General features: G+C 39.3%; 17 protein-coding genes. 8 read left to right on the forward strand and 9 right to left on the reverse strand.

Going from position 1 to position 20,912, the window contains the following annotated elements; all coding sequences use genetic code 11:
- The first annotated feature begins 157 nt into the window (after window positions 1-157).
- Window positions 158-1,468, forward strand: coding sequence for a T9SS type A sorting domain-containing protein (locus tag BLW74_RS07715; RefSeq protein WP_089691235.1), 1,311 nt, complete (start codon window positions 158-160; stop codon window positions 1,466-1,468).
- Window positions 1,469-1,580: 112 nt separating this feature from the next.
- Here BLW74_RS07715 and BLW74_RS07720 read toward each other — a convergent pair whose 3' ends face one another.
- Entirely contained in the window at window positions 1,581-4,922 is a 3,342-nt protein-coding gene (locus BLW74_RS07720; RefSeq protein ID WP_089691238.1) for a DEAD/DEAH box helicase, read from the reverse strand.
- A gap of 134 nt (window positions 4,923-5,056) precedes the next feature.
- On the opposite strand from BLW74_RS07720, the gene BLW74_RS07725 reads away from it, so the two are divergent.
- The 5 genes from BLW74_RS07725 to BLW74_RS07745 all read left to right on the forward strand — a co-directional run bounded on the left by BLW74_RS07725 (window position 5,057) and on the right by BLW74_RS07745 (window position 9,929).
- Window positions 5,057-5,854 carry an SDR family oxidoreductase gene (locus tag BLW74_RS07725; RefSeq protein ID WP_089691241.1) on the forward strand — a complete coding sequence of 266 codons (798 nt, stop codon included), beginning with the start codon at window positions 5,057-5,059 and terminating at the stop codon, window positions 5,852-5,854.
- 74 nt (window positions 5,855-5,928) lie between these two features.
- Window positions 5,929-6,843 carry a helix-turn-helix domain-containing protein gene (locus tag BLW74_RS07730; RefSeq protein WP_089691244.1) on the forward strand — a complete coding sequence of 305 codons (915 nt, stop codon included), beginning with the start codon at window positions 5,929-5,931 and terminating at the stop codon, window positions 6,841-6,843.
- Between the two features lie 197 nt (window positions 6,844-7,040).
- Window positions 7,041-8,198 (forward strand): MFS transporter, encoded by a 1,158-nt coding sequence (locus BLW74_RS07735; RefSeq protein ID WP_089691246.1) that lies wholly within the window; start codon window positions 7,041-7,043, stop codon window positions 8,196-8,198.
- A 131-nt stretch (window positions 8,199-8,329) separates the two neighbouring features.
- Window positions 8,330-9,193 carry a helix-turn-helix domain-containing protein gene (locus BLW74_RS07740; RefSeq protein ID WP_089691250.1) on the forward strand — a complete coding sequence of 288 codons (864 nt, stop codon included), beginning with the start codon at window positions 8,330-8,332 and terminating at the stop codon, window positions 9,191-9,193.
- Window positions 9,194-9,278: 85 nt separating this feature from the next.
- Window positions 9,279-9,929, forward strand: coding sequence for an HD domain-containing protein (locus tag BLW74_RS07745; protein WP_089691253.1), 651 nt, complete (start codon window positions 9,279-9,281; stop codon window positions 9,927-9,929).
- A 59-nt stretch (window positions 9,930-9,988) separates the two neighbouring features.
- On the opposite strand, the gene BLW74_RS07750 is transcribed toward BLW74_RS07745, so the two are convergent.
- Window positions 9,989-10,378 (reverse strand): hypothetical protein, encoded by a 390-nt coding sequence (locus tag BLW74_RS07750; protein ID WP_089691255.1) that lies wholly within the window; start codon window positions 10,376-10,378, stop codon window positions 9,989-9,991.
- 36 nt (window positions 10,379-10,414) lie between these two features.
- Complete coding sequence (locus BLW74_RS07755; protein ID WP_089691259.1) at window positions 10,415-11,791, reverse strand: MFS transporter; 1,377 nt, start codon at window positions 11,789-11,791, stop codon at window positions 10,415-10,417.
- Between the two features lie 71 nt (window positions 11,792-11,862).
- On the opposite strand from BLW74_RS07755, the gene BLW74_RS07760 reads away from it, so the two are divergent.
- A complete protein-coding gene (locus BLW74_RS07760; protein ID WP_089691262.1) occupies window positions 11,863-12,711 on the forward strand; it encodes an AraC family transcriptional regulator in 849 nt (282 codons plus the stop codon).
- Between the two features lie 66 nt (window positions 12,712-12,777).
- Here BLW74_RS07760 and BLW74_RS07765 read toward each other — a convergent pair whose 3' ends face one another.
- Window positions 12,778-13,020, reverse strand: a complete 243-nt coding sequence (locus BLW74_RS07765) for a hypothetical protein (protein ID WP_089691266.1) — start codon at window positions 13,018-13,020, stop codon at window positions 12,778-12,780.
- Window positions 13,021-13,216: 196 nt separating this feature from the next.
- On the opposite strand from BLW74_RS07765, the gene BLW74_RS07770 reads away from it, so the two are divergent.
- Complete coding sequence (locus tag BLW74_RS07770; protein ID WP_089691268.1) at window positions 13,217-14,512, forward strand: cryptochrome/photolyase family protein; 1,296 nt, start codon at window positions 13,217-13,219, stop codon at window positions 14,510-14,512.
- Window positions 14,513-14,604: 92 nt separating this feature from the next.
- Here BLW74_RS07770 and BLW74_RS07775 read toward each other — a convergent pair whose 3' ends face one another.
- The 5 genes from BLW74_RS07775 to BLW74_RS07795 all read right to left on the reverse strand — a co-directional run bounded on the left by BLW74_RS07775 (window position 14,605) and on the right by BLW74_RS07795 (window position 20,881).
- Entirely contained in the window at window positions 14,605-15,300 is a 696-nt protein-coding gene (locus BLW74_RS07775; protein WP_089691271.1) for an ABC transporter ATP-binding protein, read from the reverse strand.
- Entirely contained in the window at window positions 15,294-16,640 is a 1,347-nt protein-coding gene (locus BLW74_RS07780) for a DUF3526 domain-containing protein (RefSeq protein ID WP_089691273.1), read from the reverse strand. The genes BLW74_RS07775 and BLW74_RS07780 overlap by 7 nt, the downstream gene beginning before the upstream one ends.
- Entirely contained in the window at window positions 16,641-18,086 is a 1,446-nt protein-coding gene (locus BLW74_RS07785; protein WP_089691276.1) for an ABC transporter permease, read from the reverse strand. It lies immediately after the preceding gene.
- A gap of 3 nt (window positions 18,087-18,089) precedes the next feature.
- The gene (locus tag BLW74_RS07790; protein WP_228424822.1) at window positions 18,090-20,342 is read right to left on the reverse strand and encodes a TonB-dependent siderophore receptor; all 2,253 of its coding nucleotides are present in this window, start codon (window positions 20,340-20,342) and stop codon (window positions 18,090-18,092) included.
- A gap of 185 nt (window positions 20,343-20,527) precedes the next feature.
- A complete protein-coding gene (locus BLW74_RS07795; protein WP_089691283.1) occupies window positions 20,528-20,881 on the reverse strand; it encodes a hypothetical protein in 354 nt (117 codons plus the stop codon).
- Window positions 20,882-20,912 lie beyond the last annotated feature (31 nt).

Raw genomic sequence — 20,912 nt, forward strand, 5'->3', positions numbered from 1 at the left:
TATAACAGATTGATTATCTACTCTTCAATCAAATTATTTGATGCTTATTTAAAAGTTCGTAAGTGTCTATTTTTGCTAAACTGACAAATGTCATCACTGTGTTATTTTTATTCATTCTAAATAAATATAAATTTGTCTCAAGAAATTTAATGAAGAAATGAAAAAAATAACTACTCTTTCAGGTCTTGTACTGGCCTCGCTGATCAATGCACAGCTCCAATATTGTACACCCGCTTTTCAGTATGGAGCAGACAGCAACATGATCAGTAACGTAACTTTCAGTACTATTAATAATACATCTTCCGTTCAATCCGGAAATGCGCAAATTTATGAGAATTTTACGGCAATATCTACAGATCTGCAACCGGGAAGCTCTTATCCGATATCGGTGAAAGGCCCTTCCAGCACATTTCCAAGTGATGTAGTTGTTTATATAGATTTTAATCAAAATGGAAATTTTGACGATGCGGGAGAAAGCTTTTCCATCGGAAGGCTGGAAGCCGCCAACCCAGCCAATGCTTTTACAATAAGCAATACGATAACAATTCCTGCCAATGCAGCGAATGGAAGTACAAGAATGAGGGTTCTTAAAAATACCAATGTTCAGGCTTATTCCAATCCTTCTGCAGCTAATTCTATCAGTTCAGCCTGCGATACGGGCTTAAGAGCAGGACAGGCAGAAGATTACACGGTCAATATCATTGGAAATTCCGCCAATTTTCCCGCTCCTTACTGTGGTACTGAAAATATTACGAGTCTTACTGTAAGCGAAATAAGCACTGTCGAATTTGCAGGAACCGTTAAAAACAGCGTGCTTGACGGGAACTCTGATGTTCTTGAAAATTTTACGGCAACTGTTTTCAATGTAAACCGCGGAAATACCTATCCGATAACAGTCACAGGAGGAACCCATGGCCAGGCGACTGTATCAGCCTATGCTTATATTGATTTAAACCATAATAATCAGTTTGATGCTGATGAGATATTTAACCTGGGCTATCTGGATAATTCCAATCCGGTTCCTGGCCAGCAGTCCGGAGTTACCACAGGTAATATTACCATTCCCGCTGGAGCTAAGCTTGGGAACACCCGTTTCAGACTTGTAAAAGCGTATGAATCCAATTCATGGATGGGGACTTTGGAGAATCTTCCGTGCCCTTCAGGGTGGTTTATTGGCCAGGTGGAAGATTATACCGTTGCAATTCAGCCTGAAAATCTTTCAACGTCAGAAGTTTTCAAAAACAGTTCAACCAACGTTCAGCTATATCCGAATCCTACATCAAATTCCTTCACAATCAAGATGAAAGAGCCATTGGAAAAATATGAGATTTACAATATGTCTGGACAAAAAATGCTGGAAGGTAATTCTATGGAAGTCTCTGTGGACCGTTTTGCTCCGGGAACTTATCTGATTAAAATTAAGACTGAAAATCAGAAGGTTACTACAGAAAAAATTATTAAAAAATAGACACATCATATCTAAATCATATCCATATCAATTTTTGTTTTTTAATCGACAGGTCATTTTACCTGTCGGTTTTTTTTGGGTAGAAACGTTACAATTTTTCAAAGATTGCGATCTATTCGCCGGATTTCAGCAAATCCATGAGATCCTGCTTAGAAAGTCCCAGAAGTTTTTTTCCGTCGGTGGTAAGAAGATTTTGAGCCAGCTCCTTCTTTTTTTTCTGAAGCGCAAGAATTTTTTCTTCAACGGTATTGGTGCAGATCATCCTTACGGCAATTACATTTTTGGTCTGTCCGATACGATAACTTCGGTCGATAGCCTGATTTTCAGCGGCAGGATTCCAACAGGGGTCTACCAGATAGATATAATCTGCCTCAGTAAGATTAAGACCGACCCCTCCAGCCTTTAAGCTGATCAGAAATAGGCGGATATCTTCATTTGTTTGAAAATTTGCTACCTTTTCGCCTCTGTCTTTCGTTTGGCCCGTTAAATATTCAAACGGAATGCTGTGACGCTCCAGTTCTGCTTTTATAAGATCAAGCATTCCTACGAACTGAGAGAAAACAAGAATTTTGTGATCTTTTGATTTGCCAAGGATCTGCTCCGTCAGAATTTCGATTTTAACGGCATTTTCACCGGAATATCCCTCTTTCATAAGAACAGGGGAATTACATATCTGTCTGAGCCTTGTAAGGCCTGTCAGAACGTGCATGCTGTTTTGGTTCAGGTCATCGTCATCATGGGCTGCAATAAACTCTCGAAGTTCTTTCTCGTACGCATCGTAGATTTTACGCTGTTCTGCATTCATTTCACAGTAGATTACCGTTTCTGTCTTCTCCGGAAGCTCTTTGGCCACCTGTTTTTTCGTTCTTCTGAGGATAAATGGCTTTATCTTTTGCTGAAGCTCTGCGGCGCGTTTGTTGAATTCAAATTTATCAATCGGAATGGCATAAATATCTTTGAAATACTGTTTACTTCCCAGCAATCCCGGACAGGCAAAGGAAAGCTGGCTGTAAAGATCGAAAGTGCTGTTCTCGACAGGTGTACCGGTCAGTACAATCCTGTTTCGCGACTGAAGAAGACGGGCGGCTTTATATCGTTCTGAATTTGGGTTTTTAATAACTTGTGATTCGTCCAGAAATACATAATTGAATTTAAAATTTTTCAGAAACTTACTGTCAGAAAGAAGCATTCCGTAGGTGGTAAGAATAACTTCATAATCGCTCATATGAGTTGCTGTCTTCGGCCGGTCTGCCCCATAATGAAGCAGAACTTTTATGGAAGGAGCAAATCTGCTGATCTCTTCCTGCCAGTTGAAAAGCAGGGAAGTGGGAACTACAACCAGATTGGTGGTATGGCCTCGTTTTTCCCTCTGAGAAAGAATAAAAGCAATAATCTGAATGGTTTTACCCAGACCCATATCATCAGCCAGGCATCCTCCGAAGTTGAATTCATCAAGAAAATTTAACCAGTTCAGTCCGTCATGCTGATAATCTCTGAGTTCAGCATTCAGTCCATCAGGAACAGCTGTTTCCGGAATCTTTTTTACTTTGGAAAACTTTGCGGAATAAAAGCTGAGCTCTTCCTGAACCTCATGGCTCAGAACTTCTTTCTCAAACAGCGAAGCAACTTCCGTAAAATTGATTTTAGGAATTTTTAAGAGCTCTTCATCAATTTCTCCTGCATGGAAGTAAGCCGATATCTTTTCGATCCATTCTTCAGGAAGAATACCTGTGCTGCCGTCATCCAGCTGAACAAATTTGCTTTTGTTCCGAATCGAACGGTGAAGCTGCTTCAGAGAAGCTTCTTTAGGACCAAACCTTACTTTTAGCTGGGCATTAAACCAGTCCAGCCCACTGGTGATCTGGATATTGATTTTAGCGCGGTGAGGGTTTAATTTATTGTTTTTCAGTTCGTTAAATCCGAGTATGATGATCCCTTCATTTCTCCATGTCTCGAATGCATCAAGAAACCAGTTGTTATCCAGGAACTTATCTCTGTGAAGATAAAAATACTGATAGCCGTCCATCTGCTCTTCAAAGTCAGGATGCTGCTGCATTACTACAGAGGTAAAGCGTGCTTCTGCAGATTCATCTCTTTCTATTTTAAATGGATTTCCATTCTGATCCGTATCAAAAAGCTGCTTTCTGGAATAGACAGGAACTTCTATATCACCGTATTTCATAACGGGAGTAATTCCTATATAATTTTCCTGCTGACGGAGATAAATGACTTTTTCAGTCTGATAATTCTTGTCTTTAAGCTGTACTTTTGTTGCGGGCTGTATGTAGCTGTAATTGATATGAATACGTTCTTCTAAATTAGAGAGAATTCCCTGCATAAATGCCTCATATTTTGAAGAATGAACCAGCAGGATCTCATTATTAGCTTTAAAAAACCGGATGATTCTCAGCATGTCCGGATCTTCTACAAAGCTGAAAATGTTATGCTTATAGACAAAATACTCATTTCTGAGGATGATGTTTTTAAAGGGAACAGAAGTATCGTTAAAGTACAGTTCTCCGGTTATTTCAAAAAACGGATCTTTCTTAAATACAGATAGTTGAATCTCCGCATCTAAAGTGTTTAATTCAACCTGAAAAAGTGACTTTGCAGAAACGGATTCTGCAATTTCCCGGTCGTGATAGTAGACCTCCAATTCAAGAGGATTCTGTACAATACGCTTTAGAGCTTCCAGTTCAGAAGGATTGTAATCTTCATTATAATTATTCTGGAAAGAAGTAATGGCAGTATAAAATTTGATATCTGCCGGCTTCTCTGCTTTCCAAATCAGGGACATGGCATCTACAGGAGTAACGGGATTCTTTATTTTTCCTGTCTGCGTTATTTCCGCCTTCATCAGGGAGAAGGTCATATGATTATAATAACGGTGCTTACCAATGACAAGTATTTGTTTTTTGGTACTTTCCAGTGATGCCAGCTCTTCCAGTTTAGACGGAAGCCTGGGAAGAAGATCTCCTGTAAGCATTACATCCTCCACGGGAAGCATTTCTTTTATTCTGGGAAGTATTTCAATGCTGCCATCGGTGTAATCCAGCTGAAAATACTGATCCAGATCCGGTTCATTTTCAAGGCCGTATCCTTTGGCTTTAGGGAGAATTGTCTTTTTACGGAGTGTATCATCAAAAAAAAGCCGGAAATTTTTATTCTCAATTATACAGTGGATGATCTCTGCCTGATGGGAACAAAGCTGGCCATGGGAGCTGTCGCAGGTGCAGGAGCAGATTAATGAGCTGCCTATTTTACTGATGGTAACCACTGGATAGTCCTGCAGGGTAGAGTGTTTTGTAAAGGTCCCTGAATTGTTTTCAATTGCAGCGGGATAGATCTCACGAAAATCCCTTATTCCAATAAATGCGCTGTCTGCGGTATGTTTCAGCAGATCATATACGGAAAGTGTACTGATATTGATGTTTTCAAGAATGTATTCTGCCATAAAAATAGATGGTAGCAAACTTACAAAAAACAAATGTATTAAAGAATCCGTTTTGGCTACAGCTTACCCCGTTTTGGCAACTCCTGCATTGGTTCTAATGCTGAACTTTGTCCTGTAATTTTAAACCAAGAAAAATGAAGACAATTTTTATAACAGGTGCTTCTACAGGATTAGGTAAAGCAGCTGCCCAATTATTTCAAAATAACGGATGGAAAGTAATTGCTACGATGAGAAATCCTGATGCAGCAGCAGATCTTGCCGCTTTGGAGAATGTAACTGTACTTCCGCTGGATGTTACCCGCCCGGAGCAGATAAAATCTACCGTAAAACAAGCTTTGGAGCTTGGAGACATTGATGTAGTGTATAATAATGCAGGATATGGATTGATAGGACCTTTGGAGGCACTTTCTGATGATCAGATTGTAAAACAGCTTAATACAAATTTATTAGGAGTAATACGTGTTACACAGGCTTTTATCCCTTATTTCAGAGAACAGAAAAAAGGAATGTTTATTTCTACAACGTCTATAGGAGGACTGGTTACATTTCCTTTGGGTTCTACTTATCATGCTACCAAATGGGCGCTTGAGGGCTGGAGTGAAAGCTTAGCATTTGAACTTAATGCGTTGGGAATTGATATTAAGACCGTTTCTCCCGGTGGAATCAAAACCGATTTTGTAAGCCGCTCTCTGGATTCAGCATCCAGCCCCGCTTACGAAGAGATGACGAACTCTCTTTTTTCTAAAATGGAAGGAATGATGGAAGCCGCTTCTACACCTGAGCAAATTGCAGAAGTAGTATACGAGGCTGCTACAGACGGCAAAAAGCAGCTGAGATATGTCGCTGGAGAAGATGCTAAGGCGATCTATGCGCAACGTCTTGAATTGGGTGATGAGGCGTTCAGAGAGCAGTTTGGGAAACAGTTTATTTAGAAGGTTTTGGAAGACAGTATAGATAAGTGACCTTTATGCTGTCTTTTCCACCAAATAATTTATAATTTTATATCATGGAAAAGAAAGATAACGTCCCTTTAAAAATTTCATCCATCTCCGAACTGCACACTATGCTGCAGCTCCCTAAACCGCTTCATCCCTTAGTAAGCCTTGTGGATAATACCAAAATGAGCATTAAAAAGGATATGCTTAAGAGAAGTTTTATCATGAATTTTTATAAAATCTCTTATAAATATTCTACTGTTGGGAAAATGGGCTATGGACAGGGATATTATGATTTCAATGAGGGAGGAATGATGTTTACGGCACCTGGCCAGGTTCTTTCCACAGATGAGAATGCAGAGTATTGCGGATATACTTTACTGGTGCATCCGGATTTTATCAGAAGTTATGATCTCGCAAAGAAAATCAGGAACTTTGGTTTCTTTTCTTATGATACAAATGAAGCATTGCATTTGTCTGATCAGGAAAAAACAATAATTACGGGATTACTGGACAGTATTGGAAATGAGCTTAATACGGCCATTGATGAGGTAAGCCAGGACGTTATAGTTTCTTATATTGATGTGCTGCTCAATTACAGCAACCGCTTTTATAAAAGGCAGTTTATTACAAGAAAAGCAATTAATAATGATCTGCTGACTAAAATGGATGTTGTGCTTGAGGACTATTTTAATCAGCAGGAAACATTAAATAAGGGGCTTCCTACGGTAGAATTTCTGGCTTCCACTCTGCACCTGTCACCTCATTATCTGAGTGATATGCTGCGTAACCTTACAGGTTTGAATGCCCAGCAGCATATTCATGAAAAACTGATTGAAAAAGCAAAGGAATATCTTACTACCACAGCATTTTCTGTATCAGAAGTTGCTTATGCACTCGGCTTTGAACATCCGCAGTCATTTAATAAACTCTTTAAAAAGAAGACTGATAAAACTCCCTTAAGTTACAGACAGTCTTTTAATTAGATATACATTACCCGGTTTACATGCCGGGTATTTTTTGTTTTAAAGTAAGATTAAAGAAAAAAATATAAGATTTCAAGTAATTGCAGAGAGATTCTTGCTGATTGGTTAAAATGGAACATAAAAATGACAAAAACGGACTACATTGTAAGGGGTGAGGGTGTTTAAATTTGCAGAAGGAATTTTTACCCCCTGCTATGATGAACGAGAGAGAATCTTTTAATGCCAAAATGCCAACCGCCTGTTTTTTACTTTTCTTCGCCCACGGGCTTGTTTTTTCTTCCTGGGCGAGCCGGATTCCTATCATTAAAACGGCTCTTTCCATCAATGAAGGACAACTGGGAACACTGTTGCTGTTAATGCCAATAGGACAGCTATCCACCATGGTTTTAGCCGGTAAACTGATCAGTATCTACGGAAGCAGCGGGATTATTAAAAGATGTTTTTTACTGTATCCTTTTTTTCTTTTGTTAATTGGTTTGTCGCCTTCCTACTGGACGTTGGGTGTTGTTCTGTTTTTCTTTGGAGTTTCCGGTAACATGTGCAATATCGCAATCAATACCCAGGCTATTGAAATAGAATCCATAACGAAAAAAACGCTTCTTTCTTCATATCACGGGGCCTGGTGCTTTGCAGGACTGACAGGAGCAGTAGTAGGGCTTCTGATGATCAATCTTCATGTAGGAACTTTTTATCATTTTATAATTATTTTCCTGGTGGTAGGAATTCTTTGGTTCTACAGTAAAAAAAAACTTACCAATATTATTCACAAGGCAGAACCTCAAACCCGGTCAATATTCAAGGCCGTAAATCCAACGTTGGTCGGTTTGGGAATCATAGGATTTCTGAGTATGGCGATTGAAGGAGCCATGTTCGACTGGAGCGGAGTCTATTTTCAAACAATCGTTAAAGCTCCTGAAAATCTTGTTATACTGGGGTATACGAGCTTTATTTTAATGATGACTTTAGGTCGTTTTGTCGGAAATAAAATCATAGAAAAATATGGGAAAAAGATTGTTCTGCAGGGTTGTGGAATATTGATGAGCAGCGGTCTGTTTCTAAGTGTTTTCTTTCCGGAACTGTGGATCTGTATTATTGCTTTCATGATTATTGGTCTTGGAAGCTCACTAAGTGTGCCTTCCGTTTACAGTACCGTAGGAAAGGTGAGTACGGTAGCTCCGAGCATAGCCTTATCATTTGTTTCCAGCATCTCGTTTTTGGGATTTCTGATGGGGCCGCCCCTTATCGGATATATTGGGGAGAGTTTTGACCTGAGATATTCATACGGCCTTTTTGCCTGTTTTGGAATTTTACTGGCAATTATGGCCGGGCAGATGAAAGTTTTCAGAAAATCGTAATGATTCTTAGAACGTAATTCTGACATCTCTTACGATTTTTCTGACATGTTTTGGCTTGCGGGTATTGGATAATATTGCATGGTAAAAACTGTTCCTAAAAAAACTCATTATCTTTAGTAAAATTTCTTTGTATGAAACCGCTCTCAGGAATTGTAACCGAATCCGCCATTGATCACTCTTTTTCGGTAAAACGGCTGGAAGATGATGTTCCATATTCGGGAGATTTTGTGAGGCTCAACTATCATCACATTGTAATGGTAGAAAGTGGTAAAGGAAGCCTGAAAATAGACGAATATTCTTTTAATATAGCAGATCAGGAAATTTTTTTATTATCCAAAGGCCAGATATGCAGGTTTGAAAATGATTCATCTGTTCATGGGTATCATATTTCTTTTGGAGACTGTTTTTGGGAAAGAGTACCTGCAAGCGCAAGCAATTGTAAGGCTGTTCTCTTTAATAACGCTGCTGCAAATCAAAAGCTGATACCGGATCAGGCTGAAGCACGTGAATTTTCAGGATTGATTCTCAACTTACTGAAGGAATACCAGGCCGAATCCTATACCAATCAGATGGATGTGATGGCTGCGTATCTGAAAATTATCATGATAAAGCTGGCTAATGTAAAAATTGTAAGAGAAGACACTTTTGACAGTCAGGATTATATCATTTACCGAAAATTTATGGAACTTTTGAGCAGCCAGTACCGCAGCCTTCATGCGGTGAATGACTATTCCGGAATGTTGAATATGACATCAAGAAGGCTAAGTGAATTATGCAAGCGGTGCTGTGACAAAAGTGCAAAAGAAATCATCAACGGACAGATCATTGCAGAAGCCAAACGACTTCTTCAGTTCAGTGCTCATTCTGTAAAAGAAATTGCTTATCAGCTTAATTTTGGCACATCGGAACAGTTCAGCCATTATTTTAAAAAGCACACCCAGATATCTCCGGTAAATTATCGTAGTAATTTTATTCATATGGAAGTAGAATCATGACTGAAATTTTGACATGTTATCGGTATTTATTGATATTCTCACGCATTTGAAATCCCGATATCTTTGGATAAAATTATATAAAGATATGTCAGTAAATCGTATGAAAGAAGTTGCGGGAATTATGATCCCGGACAGTAAAATCGCTGCAGAAGCTACAGAACTTTTATTGGAACACGGAACAGAATTTATCTACAATCATTCGCTGCGTGTTTTTCTGTTCTCCTCATTACATGCAAAACGAGAAAACAAAACCCATGATTCTGAGCTGCTGTATGTTGCCTCCGTATTTCATGATCTGGGATTAGTTTCCCATTACAGCAGTTCTGATCTGAGGTTTGAGGTAGATGGAGCCAATGCTGCAAGAGACTTTTTGAAAGGTCATGGTATAGCTCAGGATAAGCTTCAGCTTGTCTGGGATACTATTGCCTTACACACCACCATTGGGATTGCAGAACATAAAGAAAATGAAGTCGCCTTAATGTACGCAGGCGTTGGGCTGGATGTGATGGGAGAAGGATACGAAAATCTGAGCGCAGAACATCGGGAAGAAATTATCAGCGCTTTTCCGAGAAATGATTTCAAAAAGAAGATTATTCCTACATTTTTCAGTGGTTTTGAACATAAGACGGAAACCACTTTCGGAAATATAAAAGCAGATGTATGTGCCTTTATGATCCCCAATTTTGAAAGGAAAAACTTTTGTGATTGTATTTTGCATTCTCCATGGTCTGAATAAGTAGTAGAATTTTTAATAACCTACACAGCACTGATTACAGTACTGTGTAGGCTGTTTGGTTATATCCACTGCTCAATAAGATGAAGCCACAGCGCTTTTTCTTCATTCAGCAGAAAGACAGCTGATGAGGTTCTTCTGTTGGTAACTTCTCCTGTAATCTGAGTTTCAATATAAGTGGCTACACCATGATATTCGGAATGATGAACTTCTATATTCTCTACCAGAATATTCCGTTCCGGAAATTTTCCGGATACGGTGGGAAGCCATTCTTCAAGCATGGATAGAGTAATGGTATCTCCATTTCCATTTATCATTTTAAAATCTGGCGAGAATCCGGATAAAAGGTCCTTGTAAAGACTTTCCTGATTTTTAGCTTTCCCCTGAAACCATTTTTCAATATTTCTGTGAAATTCTTTAATTTCCCCAATGATCTTTTCTGTATTGTTCATATTTAAATGTAAAGTATTTTTGATTTAACCGGTCTTTTAATTCATGATTTTTAGTAATCGGTTTCCTGCCCAAAGTCCCGCCAGCTGAAAAATACCGATCATTCCTACAGCCACGGTAAATGCTTTTGCGAATCCCAGAACAGGTATCAGATTAAAAAATAATGTACCAATAATGGCTCCTCCGGAAACACTTCCAATCTGAATGCCTATGCTTACCAGCCCCGAAGCCTGTCCGGTTTTATCTTTAGAAACCAAAGAAATAGCCGTGCGCATCATTACGGGCATGATGGTACCATGTCCAAAGCCGACAATAAAAAGGGGAGCATGTGTGATGAATGAGGGTTTCTGATGAAAATAAAAGGCGGCTGCACTGACCAGAAAACCGGCAATTAATAATGTTAATCCTAAATAGATCATTTTTGCTGTTGTAAAATGTAGTTTTGAAATCGTCAAAGGAGCAAGAAAAAATGCGAGTCCGTAAGGAACGATGGCTAATCCGGTCTGCATTGAGTTTTGATGGAGAAATTGCTGAAGATAGTAAGGATAACAAATGAATAATCCTGCCGTAAAATTATAAAAGAAAATAACCAGAAGGCTTAATGCAAAGGGCTTTTGCTGCAGCAGGACCGGATCTATAAGTACCGGATGCTTATTTTGAAGTTGTTTCTTCTCATATTCTAAAAATAAAAAGAATACTAAAATTCCGGTCAAAAGTATTCCGAAGATCCACCATGCCCATCCGGATTTTTGTCCGAAAATAAGAGGACAGATAAGCATAAGCAGAGCAAGAATTAACAGTAATGCTCCTGTAAAATCTATACCCGTTTGTTTCTTTGTATTGCTGCTGTCCATTGTAAAATGAATCCCCAGAATGCAGATCACTGTAATCGGTACATTCACAAGAAATACCATTTCCCATGAAAAATTTCCCCAATGCATACTTAAAAGAACCCCGCCGGATAACTGCCCGATTACGGAAGCAAGACCAAATACTGAACTGAAAAGACTAACAGCCTTGGGTTGTTCATGACTGTTAAAAAGATCTTTGATCGAGGCTAATACCTGTGGAGCAAGCAATGATGCTCCTACACCCTGAAACAATCTGAAAATAATCAGCCATGTAATATCCGGGGAAAAAGCACAGGCAAGGGATGAAAGCAGAAAAGTATATAATCCCCATATAAATACCTTTTTACGGCCGTAAATATCACCAAGTCTTCCGCCGCATACAACAAGCGCTGCATAGGTAAGCCCATAAATGGCTACAACCATTTGAAGCTGATGATCACTGGCATTGAATGCTTTTTTAATAGAAGGCAGGGCCATATTGACAATAAAATAGTCCAGTGGTGAAAGAAACGCTCCGGCAATTAAAAAATTGAGCGCCTGCCACCGTTTCGGATATGTGTTCATGTTTTTTTGTGCAAAGCTACCCGCTTTATATTCTGTTAAAATTGTACTTTTGGAGGAAAATACAGAGTGCCATGAAAGGATTGCCGCTTGAAGAAATTGATGTACGGGAAATAGCGCTGAATGATGAGGAGATTATTTTTAAAACAAAAAGCTTTCTCTCATTCGTTTATATTGTCAAAGGAAAAGGGACGCTTATCTATGATGAAAGGAGTATTACATTTTCCCAGGGTAAACTTTTCATTATTCCGCAGCAGGAGGTCTATCGCTTTGAAAGTGAGGGTGCTCAGCTTATCAGCATTCAGTGTCCGGTTGAATTTATTGATAAAATCCGTTTGGAAGCAGACCGTATTGAAAGCTGTGAGAATCTGTATAAACTGCAATATATAAGTCACAATTATCATGCAAGAGCAGGATGTGTTTTCAGGAATAAAAAGGATGAACATTTTGCAGAAACCCTTATCCTGCAAATCGCGGATGAATTTAAAAATAAAGCAGAAGATTACCTTATTATCCGCAGCTGTATGTCTATTCTTCTGAATCTGATTGCCAGGAATATCATTCAGAGTGAAACCTCAGATCTGCAGGAAAATCAAAAAGCCTTTTCCATTATGAAGATCATTGCATACATTCAGCAGCATATAAAGGACCGTGAAATGACTGGAATTCAGGTTATTTCTGAACATTTTGGAATTTCAGGGAACTATTTCGGGGAATATTTCAAACAGCAAACCGGAATTTCCTATCAGGATTATCTTTTGGATTATAGGTTAAAACTGGTGGAGACCTATTTAAAGTACAGCAGTGCACGGCTAAGTGAGATTGCCTATGAACTTCAGTTCAGTGATGAAAGCCATCTTTCCAGACTTTTCAAAAAATATAAAGGTGTAACCCCCGGAAAATACAGGAAAAACTTCAAATAGCACTTTTTTTATCCCTCTTTTTCCATTACCTTTTGATAAGATCTCTTTTTCTGTTCAGAATAAAGATTATAAAACCCGAAGCTCTTTAAACACTTCAATAATTGCTTCAATAAGTCCTTTGTCTATATTTTTTTCTGATGCAGAATCCGGAAGAAGAGCCCTCAGGTCGCCGTGATCATCACGCTCGATCACAACTTCAGTTCCGTCAACATCCACATAAAGCTTATATCCGTATGAGTAGGTGGCCAGTTTTCCGTTGAAAAACAGCTCTTTACCCTTATACATTACCGGTACTTCAAATTCTTCCATTGCTGTGAGTTTTTATTCATGCTAAATTCCAGACAAAGGTCGGGAAATTTTACTTGATATCATGATACAAAATGTAATGATATTGCCAAATAATACAAATTGCTGAAATTATTTATGGGGTAAAATCTGTATATTTATCCGTAGTTATGAAAGCATTTCGAAGCAGGAATGATCAATGAATTTGAATTAAAACATTATGAAAAAGAAAATTACGCTCTTCTGGTTCAGACGGGACCTGAGATTGGAAGACAATATTGGGCTTAGCCACGCCCTCCAGTCTGATGCTCCTGTCATGCCTGTATTTATATTTGACACAGATATCCTCGGAAAACTGGAAGATAAAGAAGACCGGAGGGTAGATTATATCCATCAGGCTTTGGCAGAAATCAACATTGCATTAAAAAAATACCATTCAAAACTCAATACCTATCATGGTAAACCGATAGAAATATTCAGAAAATTAGCTGAAGAATATGAAATTACAGGGGTTTTCAGTAACAGAGATTATGAGCCTCAGGCCATTGAGAGAGACAAGGAAGCGTATTACTTTTTTAAGAAAAAGAATATTCCCTTTAAAGCATATAAAGATCAGGTAATTTTTGACAAGGACCAGATCATCAAAAAAGATGGCTCGCCCTATACCGTTTACACACCTTTTGCCAGGAAGTGGAGGGAAGCATTAACTCCTGAGCATTATCAGCCTGTTGAATTGCATTTTGAAAATCTCTTTCCACAAAAATATTCTGACATCCTTACACTGAAGGAAATAGGTTTCAAAAAAACGGAGTTTAATTTTAATAAACCGGTTCTGGATGCTGCTATTATTGATCAATATGATCAATTTCGCGATTTTCCGGCCTTACAGCATACCACACAGCTCGGAATTGCATTGCGTTTTGGAACCATCAGCATCAGGAAATGTGTGGATTTTGCACTAAAGCATAATGCGGTATGGCTTTCCGAACTGATATGGCGTGAGTTTTTTATGCATATTTTATATCATTTTCCACAGGTTGTTCATCAATCCTTTAAAAAACAATATGATAATATCCGCTGGCGCAATAATGAAAAAGAATTTAAACACTGGTGTGAAGGAACTACCGGCTATCCCATCGTTGATGCCGGAATGAGAGAACTGAATCAGACAGGTTTTATGCATAACAGGGTTCGAATGATCACCGCAAGCTTTTTATGTAAACATCTGTTGATCGACTGGCGCTGGGGTGAAGCTTATTTTGCCTTAAAACTGAATGATTATGATCTGTCTGCCAACAATGGAAACTGGCAGTGGGCGGCAGGTTCAGGGTGTGATGCAGCCCCTTATTTCAGGGTTTTTAATCCTACGGCTCAGATGGAAAAATTTGACAAAGACTTACTGTATATCAAAAAATGGCTTCCGGAGTGGGGTACCTCTGCCTATCCTAAGCCAATCGTAGAACATACTTTTGCCCGCGAAAGAGCTTTATCCGAATATAAGAATGCTCTGGCATAGATATCAGCAAAAATGCCCGGTAACAAAATGTCACCGGGCATCAACCAATTGATATTTAATATGAAAAGTTACTTACGGAAGTAACCGGCTCATCAGATTGTTTTCAGGTACAGTTCCTGTAATTCATGTGCTGTAAATGCTTTAGACGGGAGATTCTGCACAAGTTCTCCCTGCTTCATAATGCCAATATCAGTGGCAACACTTACGGCATTGAAAATATCATGAGTGGCCATTAGAACCGTTCTGCCTTCTTTACCCAGCTGACGTACAATTTCTGTGAATTCTGCTGTAGCTATAGGATCAAGTCCGCTGGTGGGCTCATCCAGAAGGAGAACTTTTGCATCTTTGGCTAATGCTATGGCAATCCCCACTTTCTGTCGCATTCCTTTGGAGTATCCTCCCAACGCTTTTTCATGGGCTGTTTCCTGCAGTCCGGTGCGCTTAAGTAATGCAGATAATTCATCTTTCTGATAAACAAATCCGGCGATTTTGGAGAAGAAATCAAGGTTTTCTATTCCTGTCAGATTAGGATATAAAAGAACCGTTTCAGGGATATACGCGAGGTGCTTTTTTATTTTTTGCGGCTCTTCTTTTACCGAAATATCATTAATGAAAGCATCTCCGGAGGTGGCTTTAATAAGTCCCAGAAGAATATTGATCGTTGTACTTTTACCTGCTCCGTTTTGTCCTAGCAACGCAAAAATTTCTCCTTTCTTTACTTCCAGGTTAAGAGAATGCAGCGCTGTAAAATCATTGTATTTTTTATGTAGATTGACGGTTTTTAACATAGTGTTCTGTATTTGTATTGTGAAAGGATGACGAATAATGCAATGAAGATGAGGTAAGGCAGAAGGATCTGTATCCAGTGTACAGGAGAAGAAAACATAAATACCTGTAGGGTCTGCTGCTCCCACGGGACATATTCTGCATTTTTTCCGGAAAAAATGAGAGGGTAAAAGAACAGTCTTTTTTTCTCATGAAATTTCTTGAGTGCCGAAGCATACTGCAAATGATTATTCATGTCAGATTTTGCTAATTGGCTTCCTGCCAGCTGAGTATGAAGGTTCGGGAGGAGGTAGCCTAAATAAGCTGCAGCCTGATTCCTTTTTTGCATTTTTTCTGTGTATTGCTGTGATGATTTTGCAGATTCAAGATCTCCCATATGCTGCATGGCATAATACCAGGTCCAGGTGAATGCGTCATTTTCTTTTACGGTAAAATTTCTGTATTGGGGGTAGGCTTTGTAAAACTTTTCCATCGTAGGAAGCTTAGCTTCATCCCATTTGTTGTGATACCCCTCCCTCTGTTCCATAACAGCTTTAAGGGATTCATTAACCGGATAAATTTTTTGTATCAGAATATTACTGCTCATGGGAATGATAAAATTAATTGCTACCCATACGATCAGGAGAATTAATGCATTCTGAGCGGATGATTTACGGAAAGAAACAATCCACCTGCATAGGGCAAACCAGCACAGAATATAAAGCCATCCGCTGATTAGAAAAGCAATGTAGAAGGAATTGAAAGGTATTTTTATCCAGATCGAAGCAGTGATAATTAATGCCAGATAAACAATTGTCACGGCTGTAAATCGAATGAACATCTTCTGATCCAGAAGCTTTTGTAAATTGCCGCTCTGAACAGAAAGAAGTTTCCACGTACCCCTTTCTTCTTCCTCAGAGATCAGATTATAACAGAACGCCACGATCACCAGTGGAAAAAGGAAAACAATAACAAAGCTGAAGTCAAAATTTCCTACCGCGGCATTGCCGGGATTGTAAAAATCGGAATTGTAACGCTGTTCTTCCAGATTTCTTATGGTTACCCCCTGGATAGAGGGATTCAGATCACGCATTCCGATGTTTAAAGCAGCCAGTCTGGGGGTTTCATTCACCAGATTGAATTTAATATAATAAAGTACCAGCCCCAGATCATCCTTATGAAATGTTGTATTTCTTTCTATGCTTTCTTTTTGATATGCTCCGCTTTTGGAGACGGTATCTTCGTTTCTGTTCAGAAATTTTTTTCCGGTATAAATAGCCATAAGCCCGGCCATCAGTAAAAAAAACAGGGCAATGACATAGGCTTTAGTACGGTAAAATTGGGTATATAAATAACGATTCATTTAGATTAGTTTTAATTTTCTTCCACTTATTTCTATTGCAATTACGCATAGCATCAACCATAGAACTAATGCAGCACCCGGTATGGGCTGTTCTTTCAAACTGTCCAGAACAGGAGTATACCGGTACTTAAAATCCGGGAACTTTTCCCAGTTATCTTTGTCAATTACGGCAGGAGGACCTCCGTTTTCCGGTTTGATATTGCTGATTTTCTCAATTTGTAAATCATTTAAATGCTGGGCCATCTTATAACGATACTCTTCTGCCTGCTTTTGAAACTGGTTATAAGAAAAGAAATCTGTACCGGTTGCAATCATAGAAAAGTTTTTGATGGCAGTTGCAGGATTAATCAGTCCTGAAAAATCCGTCAGATTCTGCTGTTTGCGGTAAATATTCTGCAATTCTTTCTGATGCCTGATATAAATATGGGAGCTTATTTTCTCCCCTTCCTTCATGACGAATCCGCCGTAGTTGAAGGGAAGCTCATTGGTTGTTTTCACATGATAGGCAGCCAGTAAGGAATCTTTCATCTTTTTAAAATGAGGATCATCGGGATTATGGCTGTCTCCGGCTTTTAAAATGTCCTTTTCCAGAGATGTTTCGAAAGCAATCCGCGAAGGTGCGGGATATAGATTCTGTGCAGCAAACTGGATTCCTTTAGGCAAAACAATGATAAAAAGAAGCCAGAAACCGATGAGGCTTATCAGAGCTGCTGAAGTAGTTTTGGTGTTCGCAGAAACCACAACAGTCAACGTGCTGACAAAAAAATAATAGATCATATAAGCTGGTAACAGGAAAGATAACCGTAATACAATATCCCCGGTACTGGTTGTCTCAGACATGAAAGCAGCCATAAAAACAATAGGAACCACGGGGATCAGGAAACATAATGAAAACAACCAGAGTCCCAGAATTTTCCCCCACACAATATCTCTTCCGGAAGTTCCCTGTACGCTGACGATCTTTAAAGTGGCATTTTCACGCTCCTGCACAATTAATCCAAATCCTGAAAAAAGAATAATCAATGGAACAATGCTCTGCAGAATAAACGCGCTGCTAAATGCTCCGAATCTGACAAGAGTACCCGAGCTTCCGGCTTCCGAAAGATTGGCCGTATTCTGTTTATGGGCTTCCAGAAATATCACATTTCCAAGATAATCATCCAGACCGTTGTCAAAAATATTCAACGGATGCCCGATTCTGAAAACCAGATAGCCATAATGAGCCATGCGGTGCGGGTGCTTATCAGGCCTGTGCTCCCAGCTTTCCCGAACTTCTTTCCGGTATTCCTTTATGTTGGAAAAGGAGTCCGTATACTTTGTATATCCTATACCAATACTCAGCAGACAGAATAAGAGTACGGCAATAGTGGTGAGAAGATTCTGTTTTCCTTTAAACAAATCCTGCCAGGTTTTTCTCACCATCAGTTGTAAGTTTGAAATAGCCATAGTTTAAAATTTATAAGTAGCAGTTAGTAAATAATTTCTTGGAGTTCCCGGAAATAATCTGAGATAGTTCTGTGCTCCGATCCAGTAGACTTTATTGGTGATATTATTGAGATTAAAAGAAAGCTGTACTGTCTTTGCCGGTGTATAATACAGGGCAGCATCTATAGTTGTGTAGGCGGGAAGCTCAAAACTTCTTGTGAACCAGGGAATTTTGGAGCTCTGGTAGAGCACGCCGGCACCTATTCCAAAGTCTTTCAGAAATTCCATGTTTGAGAAATTGTAGCGCGTCCAGATCGTAACCGAATTTTTAGAGGTATTTTCTTTTCTTTTGCCTATGAGATCGCGGTTACTGTCATCCAGTATTTTAGCATCAATATAGCTGTAGCCTCCGTAGATATGCCATTGAGGAAGAATATGCCCGGAAAACTCAGCTTCGAATCCACGGCTTCGGTCGGCACCACGCTGTATAAGTTCATCGGGTTCAGAAGGATTATTGGCATTGATTAAGATATTTCTCTGGTTGATCTCATACACCGCAAGATTCAGTGAAATTCTGCCAAAAAGCTGCGCTTTGATTCCCAATTCTTTAAGATCAGAGGTCAAAGGTTTAAACCGTGCTGCAGATCCGGTAAGATTTGATGTGTTGGGCATTAATGTCACCGTATTGGATTGTGGCTGGTATCCGGTGAGATAAGTTCCATACAGGTTAATATTCTCGGTTAGACTGTATGTAATACCCAATCTGTAGAGAAGTTTATTATTTTTAAAAGATGACTCATTGGATTCTTTATAGCTGGTAATATCCTGAAACCATTCCTGGCGGATGCCAGATAGTATTTTAAACTTTTTCCAGGTTAAAAGATGCTGTATATACGCTGCGTGGGTGGTAGTAAGCGCAGAAGGTAATGATGTAACTGCATTAAGCATGTTAAAATCAGTACCCTGATAATTAGAAGCTCCTGGATTCAAATCAAATGGTGTGACATTAGGTTTAGGAATTACCGTTCCATTATAATTGACCGTCTGATAATCAGCTGCTTTGGCTGGATTGTAAGAAGATGCTACAGAGCCATTCTTTAAAAGAAAACCTCTTGCTGCATTCTGCTGTCCGCCCTGTCGTTTTTCCCATATCTGGCTGTCGTAGCCTACCAATGCCTGATGCTGAGCAGAACCCGTCTTGAATTTGAAATTAAAATAAGCGTTGATGTTATCTGTTGCCCAGTTTTGCTTTCTTTGAACAAACTGCATCATGGCAAGACTTGAAACCGGTTTATTATCCATATCAGGGACAAAAGAGTTGGTTGTTCTGTGTTCCTGAAGATTTTCTCTCCAGTATTGTTTCATATAGGAAGCATTAAAACTGATGGATTGATTAAAATGATGCGCAACAGTTCCCATTATGATAAGTTCCCTTGTTTTGAAGAAATCATCCGGAGCTCCCAGGTTCAGACTTCTTGGAGTACTGTATAGGTCTGTTTTTCCTGCGGACGCACCGAAAATAGGCTGCCCCCTGTCCAGGTTTCCGTACAAATCATTGAAAATCAATTCCACATTTACCGATGTTTTTTCGTTAGGAACAAATGTGATGGAAGGAGAAATCAGAATACCGCTGTTTTTAACATGATCCCTGAATGACTGAGCGTTCTGGTATGCTCCGTTAAAACGGTATAACAAAGTTTTGCTCTTATTTAAAGAGCCTGTGAGATCTGTGGTAACACGATAGGTCTCAAAACTTCCGCCAGACAGGCTGATTTCGTGACGGGGGCCTGACAATGGCTTTTTAGTAACCATGTTGATGGTTCCTCCGGGATCAACACTGGACATGGTGATACTGGCAGGTCCTTTAAAAACTTCCACCCGTTCAATATTGGAAGTCATGGGCTGCAGAAAATAATATTGCCTTGTCCGCATTCCGTTGATGATCTGGCCTTCTTCATTTTGGCTGATTCCCCGGATGTTATATTGATTATAATAGCTGGAAGGAGAGACTCCGTTCACATTTTTCATTACCTCTCCAAGCTGGAAGGCCTGTCGGTCTGTGATCAGCTCTTTGGTAATGGTATTGAGCGTTAAAGGCAGATCTTTATTTTTCATCGCGATTTTGGTGGCCGCAAAAGAATAATCAGAACTGTAACCTTTTGATTTTCTTCCGATAACCTCTACGGTTTGTACCGCTGTAGATAAAGAATCTTCAGGGCGGGACTGCGCATACAGAAATGATGATGCGGTGATGAAACTTACACTGAAAAGCTTCACAGGATTTAGGGAAATACAATGAATTATTCCCGAATAATTAAAATTACTGGTAATCATGAATAGGAATGTACGGGCTGTGAGTGAGCCCATTAATAAAAGGATATCCTTACTGTACAGATACAGGTATCCACGGAATGACGATACAGACTGAAAAAATCTGTAAAGAAAATAGTAGGCAGCTTAGATTAAGCGGCCGCGAAAAATGTAGATGGGGGAGCTCTGGAGCTGAAAAAATCCAGAAGGCAGCGATATGAAATCGCTTTTGGTTGCGGCATTTCGCAATCATTGTTACAATCAATGGCAAAATCCAGATTCAACGGTTCAGGGAGAAGAATAGTAGTCATCTGCATATGAAGTGCACATTGGCATTCGTCGTCCTGAGAAAAGGTAGGAATTTTCTCTTCTTTTGATCCCTTTTTATAGAGTAGCTTACTTTTGGCATGCCTGGCATGATCGATACACGTAGTTACGCCGCTGACATTCGAAATCAATATCAGAAGTAAAGAAAAAACAAAAAAGACTCTGAGAAATTTTTGCATAATAGAAAAACAAATGTACAATTTAATTTGA

Source organism: Chryseobacterium culicis (assembly GCF_900108365.1).
Classification (GTDB): domain Bacteria; phylum Bacteroidota; class Bacteroidia; order Flavobacteriales; family Weeksellaceae; genus Chryseobacterium; species Chryseobacterium culicis.